Origin of the sequence: Pseudomonas sp. DWP3-1-2 (assembly GCF_049896285.1) — a bacterium.
Taxonomy (GTDB): Bacteria; Pseudomonadota; Gammaproteobacteria; order Pseudomonadales; family Pseudomonadaceae; genus Aquipseudomonas.
In genome coordinates this window covers 1,156,302-1,171,591 of the sequence record NZ_JAFCTZ010000001.1, presented here as the reverse complement: position 1 = coordinate 1,171,591, position 15,290 = coordinate 1,156,302, and the positions used below count along the sequence as shown (strand labels likewise).

General features: G+C 58.3%; 16 protein-coding genes and 1 pseudogene. 10 read left to right on the top strand and 7 right to left on the bottom strand.

The features are described from left to right. The first annotated feature begins 5 nt into the window (after positions 1 to 5). The 5 genes from ACP7B0_RS05515 (at position 6) to ACP7B0_RS05495 (ending at position 5,057) form a co-directional block, all read left to right on the top strand. On the top strand, positions 6 to 797 hold the full coding sequence (locus ACP7B0_RS05515) for an ABC transporter ATP-binding protein (protein WP_426139962.1): 792 nt from the start codon (positions 6 to 8) through the stop codon (positions 795 to 797). A 68-nt stretch (positions 798 to 865) separates the two neighbouring features. Next, entirely contained in the window at positions 866 to 1,747 is an 882-nt protein-coding gene (locus ACP7B0_RS05510) for a branched-chain amino acid ABC transporter permease (RefSeq protein ID WP_426139961.1), read from the top strand. Positions 1,748 to 1,758: 11 nt separating this feature from the next. After that, positions 1,759 to 2,823, top strand: coding sequence for a branched-chain amino acid ABC transporter permease (locus ACP7B0_RS05505; protein ID WP_426139960.1), 1,065 nt, complete (start codon positions 1,759 to 1,761; stop codon positions 2,821 to 2,823). A gap of 79 nt (positions 2,824 to 2,902) precedes the next feature. Then, the gene (locus tag ACP7B0_RS05500) at positions 2,903 to 4,228 is read left to right on the top strand and encodes an ABC transporter substrate-binding protein (RefSeq protein ID WP_426139959.1); all 1,326 of its coding nucleotides are present in this window, start codon (positions 2,903 to 2,905) and stop codon (positions 4,226 to 4,228) included. Positions 4,229 to 4,286: 58 nt separating this feature from the next. Continuing rightward, positions 4,287 to 5,057: an ABC transporter ATP-binding protein gene (locus tag ACP7B0_RS05495; protein ID WP_426139958.1), complete on the top strand. Its 771-nt coding sequence runs from the start codon at positions 4,287 to 4,289 to the stop codon at positions 5,055 to 5,057. Between the two features lie 65 nt (positions 5,058 to 5,122). On the opposite strand, the gene ACP7B0_RS05490 is transcribed toward ACP7B0_RS05495, so the two are convergent. From ACP7B0_RS05490 to ACP7B0_RS05475, 4 genes and pseudogenes are all read right to left on the bottom strand, one after another. Then, positions 5,123 to 6,226: a sigma-54 interaction domain-containing protein gene (locus tag ACP7B0_RS05490; RefSeq protein ID WP_426139957.1), complete on the bottom strand. Its 1,104-nt coding sequence runs from the start codon at positions 6,224 to 6,226 to the stop codon at positions 5,123 to 5,125. An 8-nt stretch (positions 6,227 to 6,234) separates the two neighbouring features. Beyond that, a complete protein-coding gene (locus ACP7B0_RS05485) occupies positions 6,235 to 7,422 on the bottom strand; it encodes an acyl-CoA dehydrogenase family protein (protein WP_426139956.1) in 1,188 nt (395 codons plus the stop codon). 61 nt (positions 7,423 to 7,483) lie between these two features. Next, positions 7,484 to 7,603 (bottom strand): annotated as a pseudogene (locus ACP7B0_RS05480) (FMN reductase); the annotation flags it as partial. A gap of 254 nt (positions 7,604 to 7,857) precedes the next feature. Continuing rightward, on the bottom strand, positions 7,858 to 8,742 hold the full coding sequence (locus ACP7B0_RS05475; protein WP_426140080.1) for a quinone oxidoreductase family protein: 885 nt from the start codon (positions 8,740 to 8,742) through the stop codon (positions 7,858 to 7,860). Positions 8,743 to 8,954: 212 nt separating this feature from the next. Between ACP7B0_RS05475 and ACP7B0_RS05470 the strand changes: the two genes are divergently transcribed. Continuing rightward, the gene (locus ACP7B0_RS05470; protein WP_426139955.1) at positions 8,955 to 9,821 is read left to right on the top strand and encodes a LysR family transcriptional regulator; all 867 of its coding nucleotides are present in this window, start codon (positions 8,955 to 8,957) and stop codon (positions 9,819 to 9,821) included. Positions 9,822 to 9,865: 44 nt separating this feature from the next. Here ACP7B0_RS05470 and ACP7B0_RS05465 read toward each other — a convergent pair whose 3' ends face one another. Beyond that, positions 9,866 to 10,816, bottom strand: coding sequence for a DNA/RNA non-specific endonuclease (locus ACP7B0_RS05465; protein ID WP_426140079.1), 951 nt, complete (start codon positions 10,814 to 10,816; stop codon positions 9,866 to 9,868). A 318-nt stretch (positions 10,817 to 11,134) separates the two neighbouring features. Here ACP7B0_RS05465 and ACP7B0_RS05460 point away from each other — a divergent pair, with 318 nt between their 5' ends. The 4 genes from ACP7B0_RS05460 to ACP7B0_RS05445 are packed head-to-tail and all read left to right on the top strand — an operon-like array spanning position 11,135 to position 14,090. Beyond that, positions 11,135 to 12,358, top strand: coding sequence for a SpoIIE family protein phosphatase (locus ACP7B0_RS05460; protein ID WP_426140078.1), 1,224 nt, complete (start codon positions 11,135 to 11,137; stop codon positions 12,356 to 12,358). Beyond that, positions 12,351 to 12,920 carry a SiaB family protein kinase gene (locus ACP7B0_RS05455; RefSeq protein ID WP_426139954.1) on the top strand — a complete coding sequence of 190 codons (570 nt, stop codon included), beginning with the start codon at positions 12,351 to 12,353 and terminating at the stop codon, positions 12,918 to 12,920. The genes ACP7B0_RS05460 and ACP7B0_RS05455 overlap by 8 nt, the downstream gene beginning before the upstream one ends. Positions 12,921 to 12,939: 19 nt before the next feature. Then, complete coding sequence (locus ACP7B0_RS05450; RefSeq protein WP_426139953.1) at positions 12,940 to 13,326, top strand: DUF1987 domain-containing protein; 387 nt, start codon at positions 12,940 to 12,942, stop codon at positions 13,324 to 13,326. 14 nt (positions 13,327 to 13,340) lie between these two features. Next, positions 13,341 to 14,090, top strand: a complete 750-nt coding sequence (locus ACP7B0_RS05445; protein WP_426139952.1) for a GGDEF domain-containing protein — start codon at positions 13,341 to 13,343, stop codon at positions 14,088 to 14,090. 24 nt (positions 14,091 to 14,114) lie between these two features. On the opposite strand, the gene ACP7B0_RS05440 is transcribed toward ACP7B0_RS05445, so the two are convergent. Further along, positions 14,115 to 14,546 carry a YqaA family protein gene (locus ACP7B0_RS05440; RefSeq protein WP_426139951.1) on the bottom strand — a complete coding sequence of 144 codons (432 nt, stop codon included), beginning with the start codon at positions 14,544 to 14,546 and terminating at the stop codon, positions 14,115 to 14,117. A 224-nt stretch (positions 14,547 to 14,770) separates the two neighbouring features. Continuing rightward, the gene (locus ACP7B0_RS05435; RefSeq protein ID WP_426140077.1) at positions 14,771 to 15,259 is read right to left on the bottom strand and encodes a Tll0287-like domain-containing protein; all 489 of its coding nucleotides are present in this window, start codon (positions 15,257 to 15,259) and stop codon (positions 14,771 to 14,773) included. Positions 15,260 to 15,290 lie beyond the last annotated feature (31 nt).

The window sequence follows — 15,290 nt, the reverse complement described above, 5'->3', positions numbered from 1 at the left end:
TACTCATGACACAGACACACAGGGCAAAGGCGGAATGTCTGCTGGAGCTGGAAAATATTTCCCTGTCGTTCAAGGGCGTAAAAGCCGTTACCGACATCAGTTTCGCGGTGGCCGCTGGCGAGATTTGCGCCTTGATCGGCCCCAACGGTGCGGGCAAAAGCTCGTTGCTGAACGTGATCAATGGCGTGTACCAGGCCCAGGAAGGACGTATCCGTTTTGCCGGTGAGGAACGTCGGCGCATGCGCCCGCATGATGCGGCAGCGCGCGGGATTGCCCGGACCTTTCAGAACATTGCCTTGTTCAAGGGAATGAGCGTGCTCGACAACGTACTCACTGGCCGCAATCTCAAGCGCCGCAGCAGTTGGGTCGAACAGGCGCTGCGTATGGGGCGTGCGGCGGGCGAGGATGACCGCCAGCGTGAGGCCGCTGAGCGGGTCATTGATTTTTTGCATATCCAGCCTTGGCGCGACGCGGTCGTCGGCAAGCTGCCTTATGGCCTGCAAAAACGCGTCGAGCTGGCCCGGGCTCTTGCCGCCGAACCATGCCTGCTGTTGCTGGATGAGCCGATGGCCGGGATGAACGCCGAAGAGAAGCAGGAGATGAGCGGCTTTATCGTCGACATCAACCGCGAGTTCGGCACCACCGTCGTACTGATCGAGCACGACATCGGCGTGGTCATGGGTATTTGCGATCATGTGGTGGTGCTCGATTACGGCCGCAAGATCGGTGACGGCCCGCCGGAACAGGTGCGGCAGAACCCCGAGGTGATCGCCGCCTACCTCGGCACTCGCCACTAACCCCTGCGTTTTATCGCTGCCTGAACTCAGGTGGCCAGAGTTGCTTCGCCCGTAAAACAGGAACAGACATGGAATTTTTCTTCGAGGTCTTAATTGGGGGGCTGCTGGCCGGTGTGATGTATGCGCTGGTGGCCATCGGTTTTGTGCTGATCTACAAGGCCTCCGGCGTCTTCAACTTCGCCCAGGGCGCGATGGTGCTGTTCTCCGCGCTGACGTTTGTCAGTCTGCTGGAACGCGGCGTGCCGTTCTGGCTGGCGTTTGTCATCAGTCTGGCGGCCATGGTGCTGCTGGCGGTGGCGGTGGAGCGCGTGGTGTTGCGCCCTCTGGTCAATCGTTCGCCAATCACCCTGTTTATGGCCACCCTTGGCTTGTCCTACGTTATTGAAGGCTTTTCCCAGGCGCTGTGGGGTGCCCAGGTGCATGGCCTGGAACTGGGCATCAGCGACGAGCCGCTGGAACTGGGTGGCATGCTGTTGTCGCAGTTCGACATCTTTGCTGCCGTGACCGCCATGCTGCTGGTGCTGGTGTTGTCGCTGCTGTTCAACAAGACCCGTATCGGTTTGTCGCTGCGTGCGGTAGCCGATGATCCATTGGCGGCCCTGGCGGTAGGCATTCGGCTGCAGCGGGTGTGGGTGCTGGTGTGGGCGGTGGCCGGCTTTGTCGGCCTGGTCGCCGGCCTGCTTTGGGGCGCGCGACTGGGGGTGCAGTTTTCGCTGTCGCTGGTGGTTCTCAAGGCTTTGCCGGTGCTGATCATCGGCGGATTTACCTCTATTGCCGGGGCGATTGTCGGCGGCCTGATCATCGGTGCCTCGGAGAAGCTCGCCGAAGTGTATCTCGGCCCTTTTATCGGTGGCGGCATTGAGAACTGGTTTCCCTATGTACTGGCCTTGTTGTTCCTGCTGGTGCGGCCGTCAGGGCTGTTTGGCGAACACGCGATCGAGCGCGTTTAAGGAGTCTCATCATGTTCTATCAGGAAGCCGGGCAGTTCAGCACCCGCTATGCCCAGGATCGCCGTGTGTTTCGCCTGCGCCAAGACCGTTACGGCCTGATCGCACTGCTGCTGTTGGCCTTTGTCGGCGTGCCCTATCTGGGTAACGACTACTGGTTCAGCGCCATTCTGATTCCGTTTCTGGTGCTGTCGTTGGCCGGGCTGGGGCTGAACCTGCTCACCGGCTATGCCGGGCAATTGTCGCTGGGCTCGGCGGCGTTTATGGCGGTGGGAGCTTTTGCCACTTACAACGTCGAGTTGCGCCTCGGCCTGCCGTTGCTCCTGAGCATGGTTTGTGGCGGGGGGATGGCTGCGCTCGTGGCGGTGCTGTTTGGTTTGCCCAGCCTACGGATCAAGGGCTTCTATCTACTGGTGTCGACCCTGGCGGCGCAGTTCTTTGTGACCTGGGTGCTGACCAAGTTCAGCTGGTTCTCCAACAACAGCGCCTCGGGTGTAATCAGTGCCCCGCGTCTGGAGATTTTCGGTGTGGACTTCAATTCGCCGGTCGGCCGTTATCTGCTGACCCTGGGCGTGGTGGTGGCGTTGTTCTGGTTGGGCAAAAACCTGGTGCGCAGCGAACTGGGGCGCAACTGGATGGCGGTGCGCGACATGGATACCGCAGCGGCGGTGATTGGCATTCCCTTGCTAAAAACCAAGCTGCTCGCGTTTGCCATCAGCGGTTTTTTTCTCGGCATTGCCGGTGCGCTTTGGGCTTTCACCTACCTGGGCACGGTGGAGCCCCACGGCTTCGACCTCAATCGTTCCTTCCAGATCCTCTTCATCATCATTATCGGCGGCCTGGGTAGCATCCTCGGCAACTTCCTCGGCGCGGCCTTTATCGTGCTGTTTCCGGTGCTGCTGTCGAACCTGGCAGCTTTGTTGCCGGCCGGGCTGATTGATGCCGGGCAAATTGAGAACCTGCAGAAGATGGCGTTCGGAGCGCTGATCATTGTGTTTCTGATTAAGGAGCCAGAGGGCTTGGCGCGCCTGTGGCAGAAATTTCGCCAGCGCGCACGGCTATGGCCGCTGCGTTACTGAGAGAAGCATGCAAAACCGGACTGCGGTCCCGTCCCCCTCGCTGCACCTTTGACTTGATAATTGAACAAGGAAAACTCCGATGTTGAAGCGAACTCTTCTCAGCCGCCTGGCGCTGGCCGTCAGCCTGAGTGCCACTGCCTTTACCGCGCACGCAGACAACGAACAGTACTTCCCGTTGCAGAGTTACCGGGTGGGTCCCTACGCGGCTGGCGGCACCGGTTTCTTCGGTGGTTTTATCGACTACCTCAAATACGTCAACGCCAACGGCGGGGTCAACGGGGTCAAGCTGACCTGGAGCGAGTGCGAAACCGAATACGTGGTCGAGAAGGGGGTGGAGTGCTACGAGCGCTTGAAGAAGGGCCTCAACGGTGCTCCCGCAGCCGCCACCAACCCGCTGTCGGTGGGTATCGCCTACGCCACCCTGGAACGCTCGACGGCTGACAAGCTGCCGCTGATCACCATCAACCACGGCCGCACCGATTCCACCGACGGCAGTGTGTTTCCCTATGCCTTCCCGTTACAGCTGAACCCGTACTCCGAGGTGTCGGCGATCATCAACTACATCGGGCAGCAGGCCGGAGGCATGGACCAACTCAAGGGCCAGAAAATCGTCACCCTGTATCACGGTTCGCCCTATGGCAAGGAAACCAACGAGGTACTGCAGACCCTGGCCGACAAATATCAGTTCAAGCTGACCCTGCTGGAAGTTCCCCATCCGGGTAACGAGCAGCAGTCGCAGTGGCTGAATATCCGCCGGGAAAAACCGGACTGGGTGATTCTGCGCGGCTGGGGCGTGATGAACCCGGTGGCCTTGAAAACCGCGCAAAAGGTCGGTTACCCGGCGGATCACATCATCGGCAATATCTGGAGCAACTCCGAGGATGACGCAGCACCGGCCGGTGCTGCGGCCAAGGGGTTTATCTCCATCACCACACACCCGTCGGGTACCCGCTTCCCGGTGCTGCAAGGCATTGAGCAGCAGGTGGTGGCCAAGGGGAATGGCGATCTGGCCGATCCGAAGCGTTTCGGCACCGTGTACTACAACCTGGGGGTGGTCAACGGCATCCTCAACGTCGAGGCTCTACGTATCGCCCAAGCCAGATTCGGCCAGCACCCACTGACCGGCGAGCAAGTGCGCTGGGGCTTCGAGAACCTCAAGCTCGATGATGCCCGCCTGAAAGAGCTGGGCGCGCTGGGCCTGGTGCAGCCGTTGCAACTTTCCTGCTCGGACCACGAAGGTGGCGGCGCGGTGCGTTTCCAGCAGTGGGACGGCAGCCAGTGGAAGTTGATCAGTGACTGGGTACAGGCCGACCGCGCCTTGCTGCGGCCGATCATCGAAGCCTCGTCGCACCAGTACGCCAAGGAGAAAGGCATTATTCCGCGCGATTGCAGCAAGGAATCCTGAGGCATGCCTGAGCCGGGGGCTTCAGGCGTCCCGGCTTTTTCATTGTGTGGAGGGCAGCATGAGCAACGTACCCATCTTGCAGATCGACGCCATAGAAGTCCTGTATGAACAGGCCATCCTGGCTGTGCGCGGCGTATCGCTGGCGGTGCCACAAGGACAGATCGTTGTGTTGCTGGGGGCCAATGGCGCGGGCAAAAGCACGACCTTGAAAGCCGCTTCCAACCTGGTACGGGCCGAGCGAGGCGAGGTGGTGCAGGGCCGGATTCTCTACCGAGGCCAGGATGTCACCCAGAGCGCGCCGCACAATCTGGTGGCCAACGGTCTGGTGCAGGTGCTGGAAGGTCGCCATTGCTTTGCCCAGCTCACGGTGGAGGAAAACCTGCGGACCGGTGCCTTTGCCCGTAAGGTGTCCCGTGGGCAACTGAAGGCCGATCTGGAACAGGTCTATGAGCAGTTCCCGCGTTTGAAGCTGCGCCGCAAAAGCCTGGCGGGTTACATCTCCGGCGGTGAACAGCAGATGGTGGCGATCGGTCGTGCCCTGATGGCCAAGCCGCAGTTAGTGCTGCTGGATGAACCCTCCATGGGGCTGGCACCGCAGATCGTCGAGGAGATCTTCGAGATCATCCATCAGCTCAACCAGTGCGAGGGCGTCAGCTTCCTGATTGCCGAGCAGAACATCAACCTCGCCCTGCGTTATGCGCAATACGGCTATGTGCTGGAAAGTGGCCGGGTAGTCAGTGAAGGCACGGCCGGGCAGTTGGCGGCACGCAGCGATATTCAGGACTTCTACCTGGGCGGCGGTGCGCGCGGGCAGGGTGCCGCTGCTTGAGGGCGCTGGTTAAGGGGCCTGTGCCTTGGCCAATGACTTGAGCCGAAGCACAGGGGCATTGTGCATCAGATCGAGATGTTGACCACTTTGCCGCCTTGGGTGCTTTGTGCCGGCCGGCGTTTGTTAACAGCCAGTTCACCGACCTTGATCAGCATGGCGCGGGTGATGTTGCGACTGAGCCCCAGCAGGCTGGCGGTGTGCACCTGGTTGTAATGGGAGAAGCGGTAGGCGGCCCGCAGGAGCGCTTCTTCGACCTTTTCGTGCAAGGCTCCGCTTTCCTCCTCGAACAGTTTCTGGAAGGCCCGCTGCAGCAGTGCATCGGCGCTTTCGTCCTGTTCGTGGTGCGGGCTCTCCTGGCGCTCGATACGCAGGTTGGACAAGTGCAGATCCTGCAGGCGAATCAGCTTGTCGCGGCAGATGAGCAGGGTGTGGTGAATGACGTTTTCCAGCTCGCGAATATTGCCCGGCCAGGAGTAGCTGACCAGTTTTTGCTGAGCCTCGGCATCCAGCACCACCTCGCCATAACCCAGGCGGCGGCTGTATTCAGCGATAAAATGACGGATCAGCGGCAGGATGTCGCCCGGCCGCTCCCGCAGTGGGCTGAGCTCCAGGCTGACCACGTTCAGCCGGTAGTAGAGGTCCTCCCGAAAATGTCCGGCGTTGATGGCTTTTTCCAGCTGAACGTTGGTGGCGGCCAGCACGCGCACATCAATCGCAATGCTTTTGCGTGAGCCCAGACGCACCACCTCACGCTCTTGCAGCACCCGCAGCAGCTTGACCTGGACAGGCATCGGCAAGTCGCCGATTTCATCGAGAAACAGCGTGCCGCCGTTGGCTTCTTCGAACCAGCCGGCCTTGGCACTCAGGGCGCCCGTGAAGGCACCTTTCTCGTGGCCGAAGAGTTCAGCTTCAACCAGGTTTTCAGAGAATGCCCCGCAATTGACCGCAACAAACGGCTTGTTGCGGCGGGCGCTGAGGTTGTGCAGATGGCGCGCCACCAGCTCCTTGCCGGTGCCGGTTTCGCCGATGATCAACACGCTGGCATCACTGGGGGCGACCTGTTGCAGGTGCGTCAGCAGCGCCTGCGATTTCGGGTCTTCGAACACCTGCGCGGTGGCGCGGATCGAGGTGGCCAGGGCTGGGGAGGGCGGCAGCGTGAGTAGGTGCATGGTCAGGCCTATGAATAAAATGACGGAGTGGGTAGCGCGGTGTTGAGCGCCCAGTCACCCAGTTCATGGAGCTTGTAATCCACCGGGTCGTGCAGGGTCTGGGTACGCAGGTTGCGCCAGTGGCGATCCAGACGCAGGGCCGCATGGGTGGCGCGGGCGCCGGTCACTTCAAACAGACGGCTGGTCAGGTCCAGCCCGGCGCGTGTGGCGGCCACTTTGGCGGTGGCAATGGCGACGGCCAACTGGCCACGCTCCTCACTGCCGAGCTGATGTTCCTTGCTCCAGGCTTCGTCGAGCAGACGGTTGGCGCGTTCGGCGAGCAGGCGCACGCTTTCCAGCGCGACCCAGAATTCGCCGTAATGGCGCAGGACATAGGGGTCTTCATGGGCATGGCTGACCTTGGCCTTGAACCAGGGGTGTGCTTCTTTCAAGGTGTAGGAGCGCGCCTCCTCGAACGCTCCCTCGGCAATGCCGAGGAACAGATTGACGAAGGTCAGTTGGGCAATCAGCGGACGCAGGCAGGCAAAGGGCGTGCTCAGCGGCCCCGGATCAAGCAGCAGTTCATTTTCTTCCACGCGCACCCGTTCGAAGGTGGCGCTGCCGCTGTCGGTCTGTCGTTGGCCGATATTGTCCCAGTCGCCATTCAGGGTGATGCCGGTGCGGTGGGTGGGGATGGCCGCGATCAACAGCTTGCCGCTGGTGTTCTCATCCAGCGCCGAGGCAATCAGCATCTCCGAATCGGCGGAGCCGGAGCAAAAGCTCTTGCGCCCGGAAAATTCGCGCCAGCCGGTGAGTTTTTTCGATACGGTGCGGGTGTCCAGCGGGTTCAGGGCGTTGCCCCAGAACCAGTTGTTGCGTGCAGTCAGCTCGAACCATGGTTGCCATTGTTCCGGTCGGGAGAACAGCCGCACGGTGGCCAGCATCAGGTGCTGGAAACCATAGACATGGGCAATCGAGCTGTCGACCTTGGCGAACTCGCGTACCACCTCCAGGGTGTCGCTCCAGTTGGCACCAAGGCCGCCGTATTGCCGCGGAATACTCAGGGCCAGCAGACCGCTGGCGCGCAAGGCGTCGCGCTCGGCTTTCGGGGTGCCGCCACGCTGGTCGCGTTCCGCCGCCGTTTGGGCGAACTCGCTGGCGAGCGCTCGGGCGATTTGCAGCGCAGTCTCAGGTTTGGGTTGATGAATGGCTGTCACACGCTGTCCTCACGCTAATTAGGGATGCCGCTGCGCCGGCAAAGCCTGGCGCTGCAATGCCTCAGGCAATCTTCCGCAGTTCGGCGGTGTTGGCGGTGAAGAGCGGGGCGGCTCGTTCGACGGCCAGGCGGATGCGCGTCTTCAGTGACTCGCTTCTGACTTGGTAGTCGGTGTTGCTCGCTCCCTCAACCGTTAAACGACTGTTGCTCTGGCAACAACCGGGGCTGTTGTTTATTGCGCAACATCGCCGCCCGGCCGCACGGCCTTCAGTGTGTTAGCCAACGACCAGTAGTGCGCGTGGGTTGAATATAATTGATATAAAAAACAGCTAATAAATACTTTTTGGTTATTAGCTTAGGGCATTGCCATGACTGCCGCTGCCTGACGAGCCATTCGGTCGCTGTACCGCCAGGTTTTGGGCAGCCGGCGATGCGCTCATACAGTCAGGATCACGCTTCCCGTCGTCTTGCCAGATTCCAGGTCAGCGTGAGCCTTTGCAGCTTCTATGAGCGGATAGCGCGCGCCGATTAGCGTAGTCATGCCATCCACCAGCATGTCCAATAGCTCGTCGGTCCCGGATGTATAGAGTTGTGGATCATTGGCATAGAGAAGGGAGCTTGGTCGCATAAGCGAGATCGAACGGGTGAAGCCCAGGTCTTCGACCGCTATCGGTGGAATCGGCCCTGCGGGTTGACCCATGCTTGCGACGACCCCAAAAGGGCGAACAACGCTCAGCGATTGGCTCACCATATTTCCCCCGATGCCATCGATAGCAAGGTGCACGCCTTTTCCATCTGACAAGCGTACTGCCTCTTCTGCCCAGCGCTCATCGGTATGCAATAAGACAACATCGGCGCCTGCCGTGTGCGCCAACGCAACTTTTTCAGCCGAGCCCACCGTGGCAATGACGTTGGCGCCAAGCCGTTTTGCCCAGCGAACGACAATCTGCCCCAGTCCGCCGGCTGCCGCATGCACAAGAATCCAGTCGCCGCGTTTCGTTGCATGGACTTTGCGCAAGAGCATGTGTGCGGTGAGCCCGCGCAGCATTGAACTGCCGACCGCCTCCAGCGACAGTGCCTCAGGGATCTTGACGAGTCGGCTCTGCGGGAGCAAACGCGACTCGGCGTATGCCCCGAGCGGTCCACCGGTGTAGGCAACCCGGTCGCCGGGCCTCAGATGGCTGACTTCCTTGCCAACCTCGACAACGACGCCGGCCCCTTCGAAGCCGAGAACGGATGGAAGCGTAGTGACCGGATAAAGGCCGCTTCGAAAGTAGGTGTCGACGAAATTGACGCCAATCACCGCCTGGTTGATTAGCACCTCACTCGGTCCGGGATGCCCGACGTTGAGGTCGATCGGTTGCAATACGTCCGCGTTACCGGTCCGCATCATTGCCATGGCAAGACTCATAGGATTCTCCGCCTCTGTGTAGGCTTATTCAGATGTTGTTTGCATCAGGCAGGAGACTATCCTCGGCTCGCTTATCGTGTAAATTCCACATATGCACAACGCTACTGTGAGAATTTGCACCGATGTTTGATTGGGAAAACATGCGTTACCTTTTAGCGGTGGCCAAGGTTGGAACGCTTTCCGGTGCGGCACGCGAGCTGGGAGTAGACCATGCCACAGTCGGTCGACGGATCGCGGCGCTCGAAGCTGAATTGCAAACGCCTTTAGTCGAGCGTCTGCCACGATCCTGCCGTCTGACGGCCGCGGGCCTACTGGTTGTGGAACAGGCAGGGCGCATGGAGAGTGCCGCGTTCGATGTCACTCGGCAGGTTAAATCGCAGCGGACATCCTTGAGTGGACGCGTTACGTTGAGTGCGTCCCCTGTATTGGCAACGCATTTCATCGCGCCACGCTTGTTTGAGTTTCGTCAGAAGTATCCCGGGATTCAGTTATCAATCAGCGCGCAGGCCCATCAAATCTCCTTGAGTCGCGGTGAGGCGGATATTGCTGTTCGGCACGTGCGGCCAAGTGAATCGAGCAACGTTGCGCGCCGGGTTGGAAGGATGATGTTCGGTCTATACGCAAGCCGTACCTACCCGGATCTTGCCACGCCGGAACATTGGGCGTTCATTGCCTATGAAAGAGAGTTTGCCGATATGCCCCAGCAACGGTGGCTGCTTGAGATCGCAGATAAGCGCGCCGTTGCTTGCGAACTCAGCGACATCAGCGGCCATCTGGTTGCCGCCCGGTCCGGCGTAGCGGTGGCGGGTCTCCCTTGCTTTTTAGGCGATGCAGACCCCGGGCTCATCAAGCTGGAACACGGCGGGGTGCCTTTTTCACGTGACATCTGGTTAGTCACTCACCCCGACATCAAGCGGTCAGTAATTGTACGTACCGTTATGGATTATTTTGCCGAGTCCTTTACGAGGCACAGGGAACTCGGGCTGTGAACTTCGGGGTTCGCTGCCTCGCTTGATCATGAATAAGGATGGGGTTAAAGCCTGATGTCCTGAGGACCTCTGATGTAGGCTTCAATTCGGGTGCCCGTCAGTCGCTCTTCATTTGAAAAGCCATCATAGTTGGCCAAATCCCCGAATTGTATTCCCGTGAGACTCTCTATCCGGGCCACGCTGCGTTGATAAGTACCCACCGCACCGAACATGAACTCCAGCCTTTCAAGTTCATGACGTTGATCGATCATGTAGGCACTGGCTGAAGGTTTTCCGTCATCGCCCAGAAACGCGACGACTTTCCAGTAGGCGGTGGGGATTTGCACGCCTCGGTATTTCTTGTCGTCGTCACGCAGCAGTGGCCCGGTAAAAATCGTTACCCTCTCTTTCCAGCGACGTGTGTTGTCGAGAATGTAATCTTCCAATTCAAGCCATGTCTTTTGATTGAACGCGGCCATCTGCGGTGAGCAATTGGTGAAGTGGAATGTATCGTCATTAGCGGTCTGCGCCTCTGCACCCCAGTTGGGATCCTGGCGTCGTACCAAGTGACCGCGATCAAGCTCGTTATCCCGATAGAGATCCTCTCCCAGTTGAGCTTCCACAGGAAGGCGCCCGTCATAAGCCCAGGTATCATTGCGTCGTTCCAGTTCGACGCCGCTCGTGCCGTCAATGTTAACGCCCACGTAAAGCGCCATGCGCCGGCTACGAGACATCGTGACGGAAAAATGCATGTAGTCCAGTCGGTTCCCGTTATCGTCAATGGGATAAACATCTACCGCGAGTGCCGACTCCGCCGTCGGCCAGGGCACGACGAAGTCACCGAGAAATTGACTGTCATAGCCTGGCCGGTCTTTTAGTTGCGCCGCCGGAGTGACCCTTTTTTTCACCGAGCGCTCCAGGGCGGTCGGGCGAAATGTCGGGGAAATGATCAAAGGTTGAAGATCAGCAAGACGTGGTCGGAAGGCAAGATCGGCTTGCAAGGTGTTTGCGGACATAGGGCCACCACTCAACATTAAAAAACCACTCGAAAGCGAGTGAAAATATTCCATGGGAAGTGATCATGCGTCTGGAGTCATGACTGTCGCGTGACGACTTTCAACGGGCTGCCGGAAGGCCCATGGCTTTTGCTCAAGGTGGCACAACTTTAGCGCTCAGGGGAGGGGATTAGTGCTCACTGCCCACTTCGCTGAGTGTGCTCGTAATGGGTGATAAATAAAAAATGCGTTGTAATATCAGTTTAACATCACCCTGGTAGAGTGCTGTCTTTAGTCTGGCGCGATGATATGAGCATGCAGGCAGATCACTTTACATATATGCGCCCCAGGCTGCCCAGGGACCATCGCTGTGCGGATGATTTGTGCCATGAGGTGCCCGGCATCGACCCGGACAGCACCAACATGGATGTCATGGATATCTTCACGGCCCGGCGTGAAATTGTGTGCCTGGCTGTGGTCGAGGGCGACCGCCCCATTGGGCTTATCAACCGAAATATCTTTATGTCGCAGATGAGCAAGCCATTTCATCGTGAGCTTTACGACAGGAAGAGTTGCATCGCGTTCATGGACAAAGAGCCCTTGGTGGTTGATGCCGGGATGAGCATCGAGGAACTGACCTTCAAAACCGTCGAGTTCGGCGAAAAAGCGCTGGCCGATGGGTTTGTCGTCACGCGTGACGGCCGGTTCGCAGGTTTAGGTAATGGCTTGCAGTTGATGGCCGTTGTGGCTGCCATGCAAGCGGAAAAAAATCGTCAGATGATGCAAAGCATAGAGTACGCAAGCGTGATTCAGCGCGCGATGCTCAGGGCTTCTCGCGATGCCTTGTCCTTAACGCTGGATGATGCTGCGCTTCTGTGGGAACCACGGGATGTGGTGGGTGGCGATTTTTATCATTTCTGCGCGTATCCAGACGGCTGGTTTGGGGCCATTGCCGATTGCACGGGCCATGGGGTGCCGGGAGCCTTCATGACGTTGATTGCGTCCTCGTCCCTTACGCAGGCATTGAGTCAAATCGGGCCTCGTAATCCGGCCGATCTGTTGTCTGCTGTAAACCGTGCAGTGAAGGAGCTTTTAGGACAGGTCGACGGGCTTGACGGTACGCCGGAATCAGATGATGGATTGGATGCGGCTTTTTTTTGGTTCGATAACGCAACCCGCGTGCTCAGTTTCGCGGGTGCACGCCTGTCGCTGCACGTGCTGCACCCTGATTCGGAGCAGCTCCAGACCCTCGTCGGCCAGCGAATGGGCGTCGGCTATGTGGACAGCGATTATGACTTCGAGTGGGCACCGAGCACCGTCACTATGTTGCCCGGCAGCCTTATCTTCATCGCCACCGATGGGCTGACTGATCAAATCGGTGGCCCTAAAGGCATTGCGTTTGGCAAGCGCAAGGCATTCGACACCGTACTGGAACATCGTGCCAGCCCATCAGCAGCCATTTGTGACGCGTTGAAAAATACGCTACTCAACTGGCAGGGAGAGCAAACCCGTCGAGACGACTTGACTCTATTTTGTGCTCGCCTCAGGACCGATCATGCCTAACTCTCAGACCTTTCAACAGGACGGCACATTTTTCGAATTGGCCAGCCAGCGCAACGTGATTTTCTATCACAAGGGTTATTTCTCTCACCATGTGATTTCGGCAATGGCAGAGGTCGTCAAACTGCAGCTGGAAATATCCGGGGTCAGTGGTCCGACAAGGCGTAAGTTATTTTCGTCGTTCGTCGAGCTTTCGCAGAACATCATCCATTATTCCTCCGACTCTATCGGGGCGGCGCTTTCTGAAAATTCGATTCTGCGCCAGGGTGCTGTCTGCATCAGTACCGAGGGTGAGCACCACCTGATGCTGTGCGCTAACCCTATTGCGACAATGGGGGTTGAGCGCCTGCGAGAAAAGCTTGAGCCTTTGCGGACCATGTCTCTCGAAGAAATAAAAACGGCTTACAAGGTAACGTTACGCTCGGAAACTCCTGCAGATAGCAAGGGGGCTGGGCTGGGCTTTCTGACAATGGCGCGAGACGCGAGCGCACCTTTGGAGTTTAGCTTCCACCCAAGGACAGATGATCCCGAAACCACACTGTTCTGCCTCAAAGCCATTATTTGAAACGAGTGACACGTCGACCATGGATAATTTTTATATAGAAGCAACCGCCACTTCGCCGGAAATTGATTTCCGTTACGATCAAGACATTCTGTCGATGAAGGGCGAATCGTATCCTGAAAATGCGGCTGCTTTTTATGCCCCTATCGTGCACCAACTGCGCACGTTTCTGGCTGAGCGAGACGGCGCGGCCATTACCGTTAACATTGCGTTGGCGTATTTCAACAGTTCCAGCACCAAGATGCTGTTCAGTATTTTTGATGCGCTGGATCAATCTGCCCAGGCTGGAAACCGCATCGACGTGAACTGGTATCACGACGAGGAGGACGAAACTATTTTCGAGTTTGGCGAGGAGTTGAAAGCGGATTTCACGTTTATCAGATTCAACGACCATCCAATCACCATCTGATGAGGATGACGGCCATGTCAGCTTCAGTCACATCCCTTTGCGCTTCGAGTGACGCGGTTCCGGATTTGTTTAAAAGCGAGGCTGACGCGCTCGACCATGCCCGCTCAATCCTGGCGGTGACTGATGCTGAGGCGTCGATCTATAGACGATCACTGTCTGATCTGGCTTCTCATTACGAACGACTGATGCGCGAAACGCGTCGCTTGATCGGGCGAAGCGACCGTGCCGAGCGAGAAATGAACTTGCTGAACGCACAGTTGCAAACACTGGCTCATCAACTTGAATACCGTGCCACCCATGATGCCTTGACGGGTGTACTGAACCGGGGCGCGATCATCGATCTGACTGTTAAGGCCCTGCAGGAAAGCGGGGCGGTAATGGTTGTGCTGGACATCGATCACTTCAAGCACGTCAATGACGAGTTTGGTCATCCGGCCGGTGATGCCGTCATCCAGGGCATCGTCGGTTGCCTGCGCCAGGTAGTCGAGGATATCGGGATGATAGGGCGGGTCGGGGGCGAGGAGTTCACCGTTCTCATCACAGGTGAAAAATTGGCGCGCGGGTTAGAGCTGGCAGAAGCCATGCGTGACGCTATTGCCACTCATCAATTCGCGGACCCAGTCAATCGTCAGATCACCGCGAGCTTCGGGGTCAGTGCGAGCCCGTCGGGGACAACCTTTGAGTGTGCCTATGGTTCAGCGGACGCAGCGCTGTATCGCGCCAAGCGCTCGGGTCGAAATCGCGTTGAGATAGCCGGAAACTAGTCTGTTTTCGGCTGTCACTGGTGTTTAACCAAGGGTGATCGCAGCCAGTACAAGATAGCGCGAGCCTTTGGCCAGGGTGACGATGGCCAGAAAGCTCCAGAACGGCTCTCGCATGACCCCGGCGATCATCGTGATCGGATCGCCAATGATGGGTACCCAACTGAAAAAGAGCGCCCAGCGCCCATAGCGTCCATAGGTTTGCTGGGCTTTGTTCAGATGGCGGTCGCTGATGGGGAACCAGCGCCGGTGGCGAAAGTGCTCGATGTAGCGACCCAGGTACCAGTTCACCAGGGATCCGAGAACATTCCCCGCCGTGGCTGTCAGCAAGAGCAAACCTGTCGCGTAGCGCTCCGATAGCAGCATCCCGACCAGCACCGCTTCGGATTGCAGCGGCAACAAAGTCGCGGCGCCAAACGCCACGAAAAAAAGCCCCAAATAACTCGTCAGTTCGAACAAACGATCATCCTGTAGAGTTCTGTCCTGTCGCTCGGCTGCGGCATGTGTTGATTCACTCAAGCAATGGTTGATTGAGCCGGCATCTCGGTCTCAGGGTTAATGGGCCCGGCGATCCCCCTCATGTCGCTGCCCGACATTAAGCCGAAGAGGGTGGGTATCAAGTCGTCCATGACGCTAAATGGCCCAAACCTTTGCCTGGCTGAGCGTGTTAGCGCGTTTAGAAGTCAGTCATTTTCTGATTCCAGGGTTCGACGCAGGGTAAACGCTCCGCGCAATTCACCCAAGTCAAAACCGCGGGCCTTGTCCTGTGGATAGCGTTGATCGATGACCGTCAACAGCTCTGGTTTGATCTTTTTCCCGTGGCATCCCAGGCATGCTTCGCCGGTGGGGATCGCTTTCATCATTCGAAACTCGCCCGCGACGATTTCCGAGTGGGTCAACGCCGAGACGGCTTCACCTGCGCCTGTGCGCTGGGCAAATTGCTCAAGCACTTGCTTTTCCCAGGCGTCTGGCGCGTTATCCGGATTTCGCACCTTTAAGGCTGTCCGTCCCACAACCCACGGAGTCTGGCTGTGTTGCTCGACAATGCTCGGTGCGAGCAACTGGCACGCCTCAACGGCTTTGACGGGGCCGCCTGTTTGCATCGCTGATTTCACCGTGCTCATGAGCTGCTGCTGGAAGGGGGGAATAAGAGCGGCCCCTTGCGCCGTCATTGTTTCAAGGTCGTCGGCATGGGCGCCAACG

Excerpts from the sequence above, each read along its gene's own strand:
- ACP7B0_RS05465 (WP_426140079.1), bottom strand. The coding sequence starts at position 10,816 with ATGTCCGCAAACACCTTGCAAGCCGATCTTGCCTTCCGACCACGTCTT.
- ACP7B0_RS05505 (WP_426139960.1), top strand. The coding sequence starts at position 1,759 with ATGTTCTATCAGGAAGCCGGGCAGTTCAGCACCCGCTATGCCCAGGAT.
- ACP7B0_RS05435 (WP_426140077.1), bottom strand. The coding sequence starts at position 15,259 with ATGACGGCGCAAGGGGCCGCTCTTATTCCCCCCTTCCAGCAGCAGCTC.
- ACP7B0_RS05455 (WP_426139954.1), top strand. The coding sequence starts at position 12,351 with ATGCCTAACTCTCAGACCTTTCAACAGGACGGCACATTTTTCGAATTG.
- ACP7B0_RS05490 (WP_426139957.1), bottom strand. The coding sequence starts at position 6,226 with ATGCACCTACTCACGCTGCCGCCCTCCCCAGCCCTGGCCACCTCGATC.
- ACP7B0_RS05515 (WP_426139962.1), top strand. The coding sequence starts at position 6 with ATGACACAGACACACAGGGCAAAGGCGGAATGTCTGCTGGAGCTGGAA.
- ACP7B0_RS05460 (WP_426140078.1), top strand. The coding sequence starts at position 11,135 with ATGCGCCCCAGGCTGCCCAGGGACCATCGCTGTGCGGATGATTTGTGC.
- ACP7B0_RS05445 (WP_426139952.1), top strand. The coding sequence starts at position 13,341 with ATGTCAGCTTCAGTCACATCCCTTTGCGCTTCGAGTGACGCGGTTCCG.
- ACP7B0_RS05500 (WP_426139959.1), top strand. The coding sequence starts at position 2,903 with ATGTTGAAGCGAACTCTTCTCAGCCGCCTGGCGCTGGCCGTCAGCCTG.
- ACP7B0_RS05450 (WP_426139953.1), top strand. The coding sequence starts at position 12,940 with ATGGATAATTTTTATATAGAAGCAACCGCCACTTCGCCGGAAATTGAT.
- ACP7B0_RS05510 (WP_426139961.1), top strand. The coding sequence starts at position 866 with ATGGAATTTTTCTTCGAGGTCTTAATTGGGGGGCTGCTGGCCGGTGTG.
- ACP7B0_RS05495 (WP_426139958.1), top strand. The coding sequence starts at position 4,287 with ATGAGCAACGTACCCATCTTGCAGATCGACGCCATAGAAGTCCTGTAT.
- ACP7B0_RS05470 (WP_426139955.1), top strand. The coding sequence starts at position 8,955 with ATGTTTGATTGGGAAAACATGCGTTACCTTTTAGCGGTGGCCAAGGTT.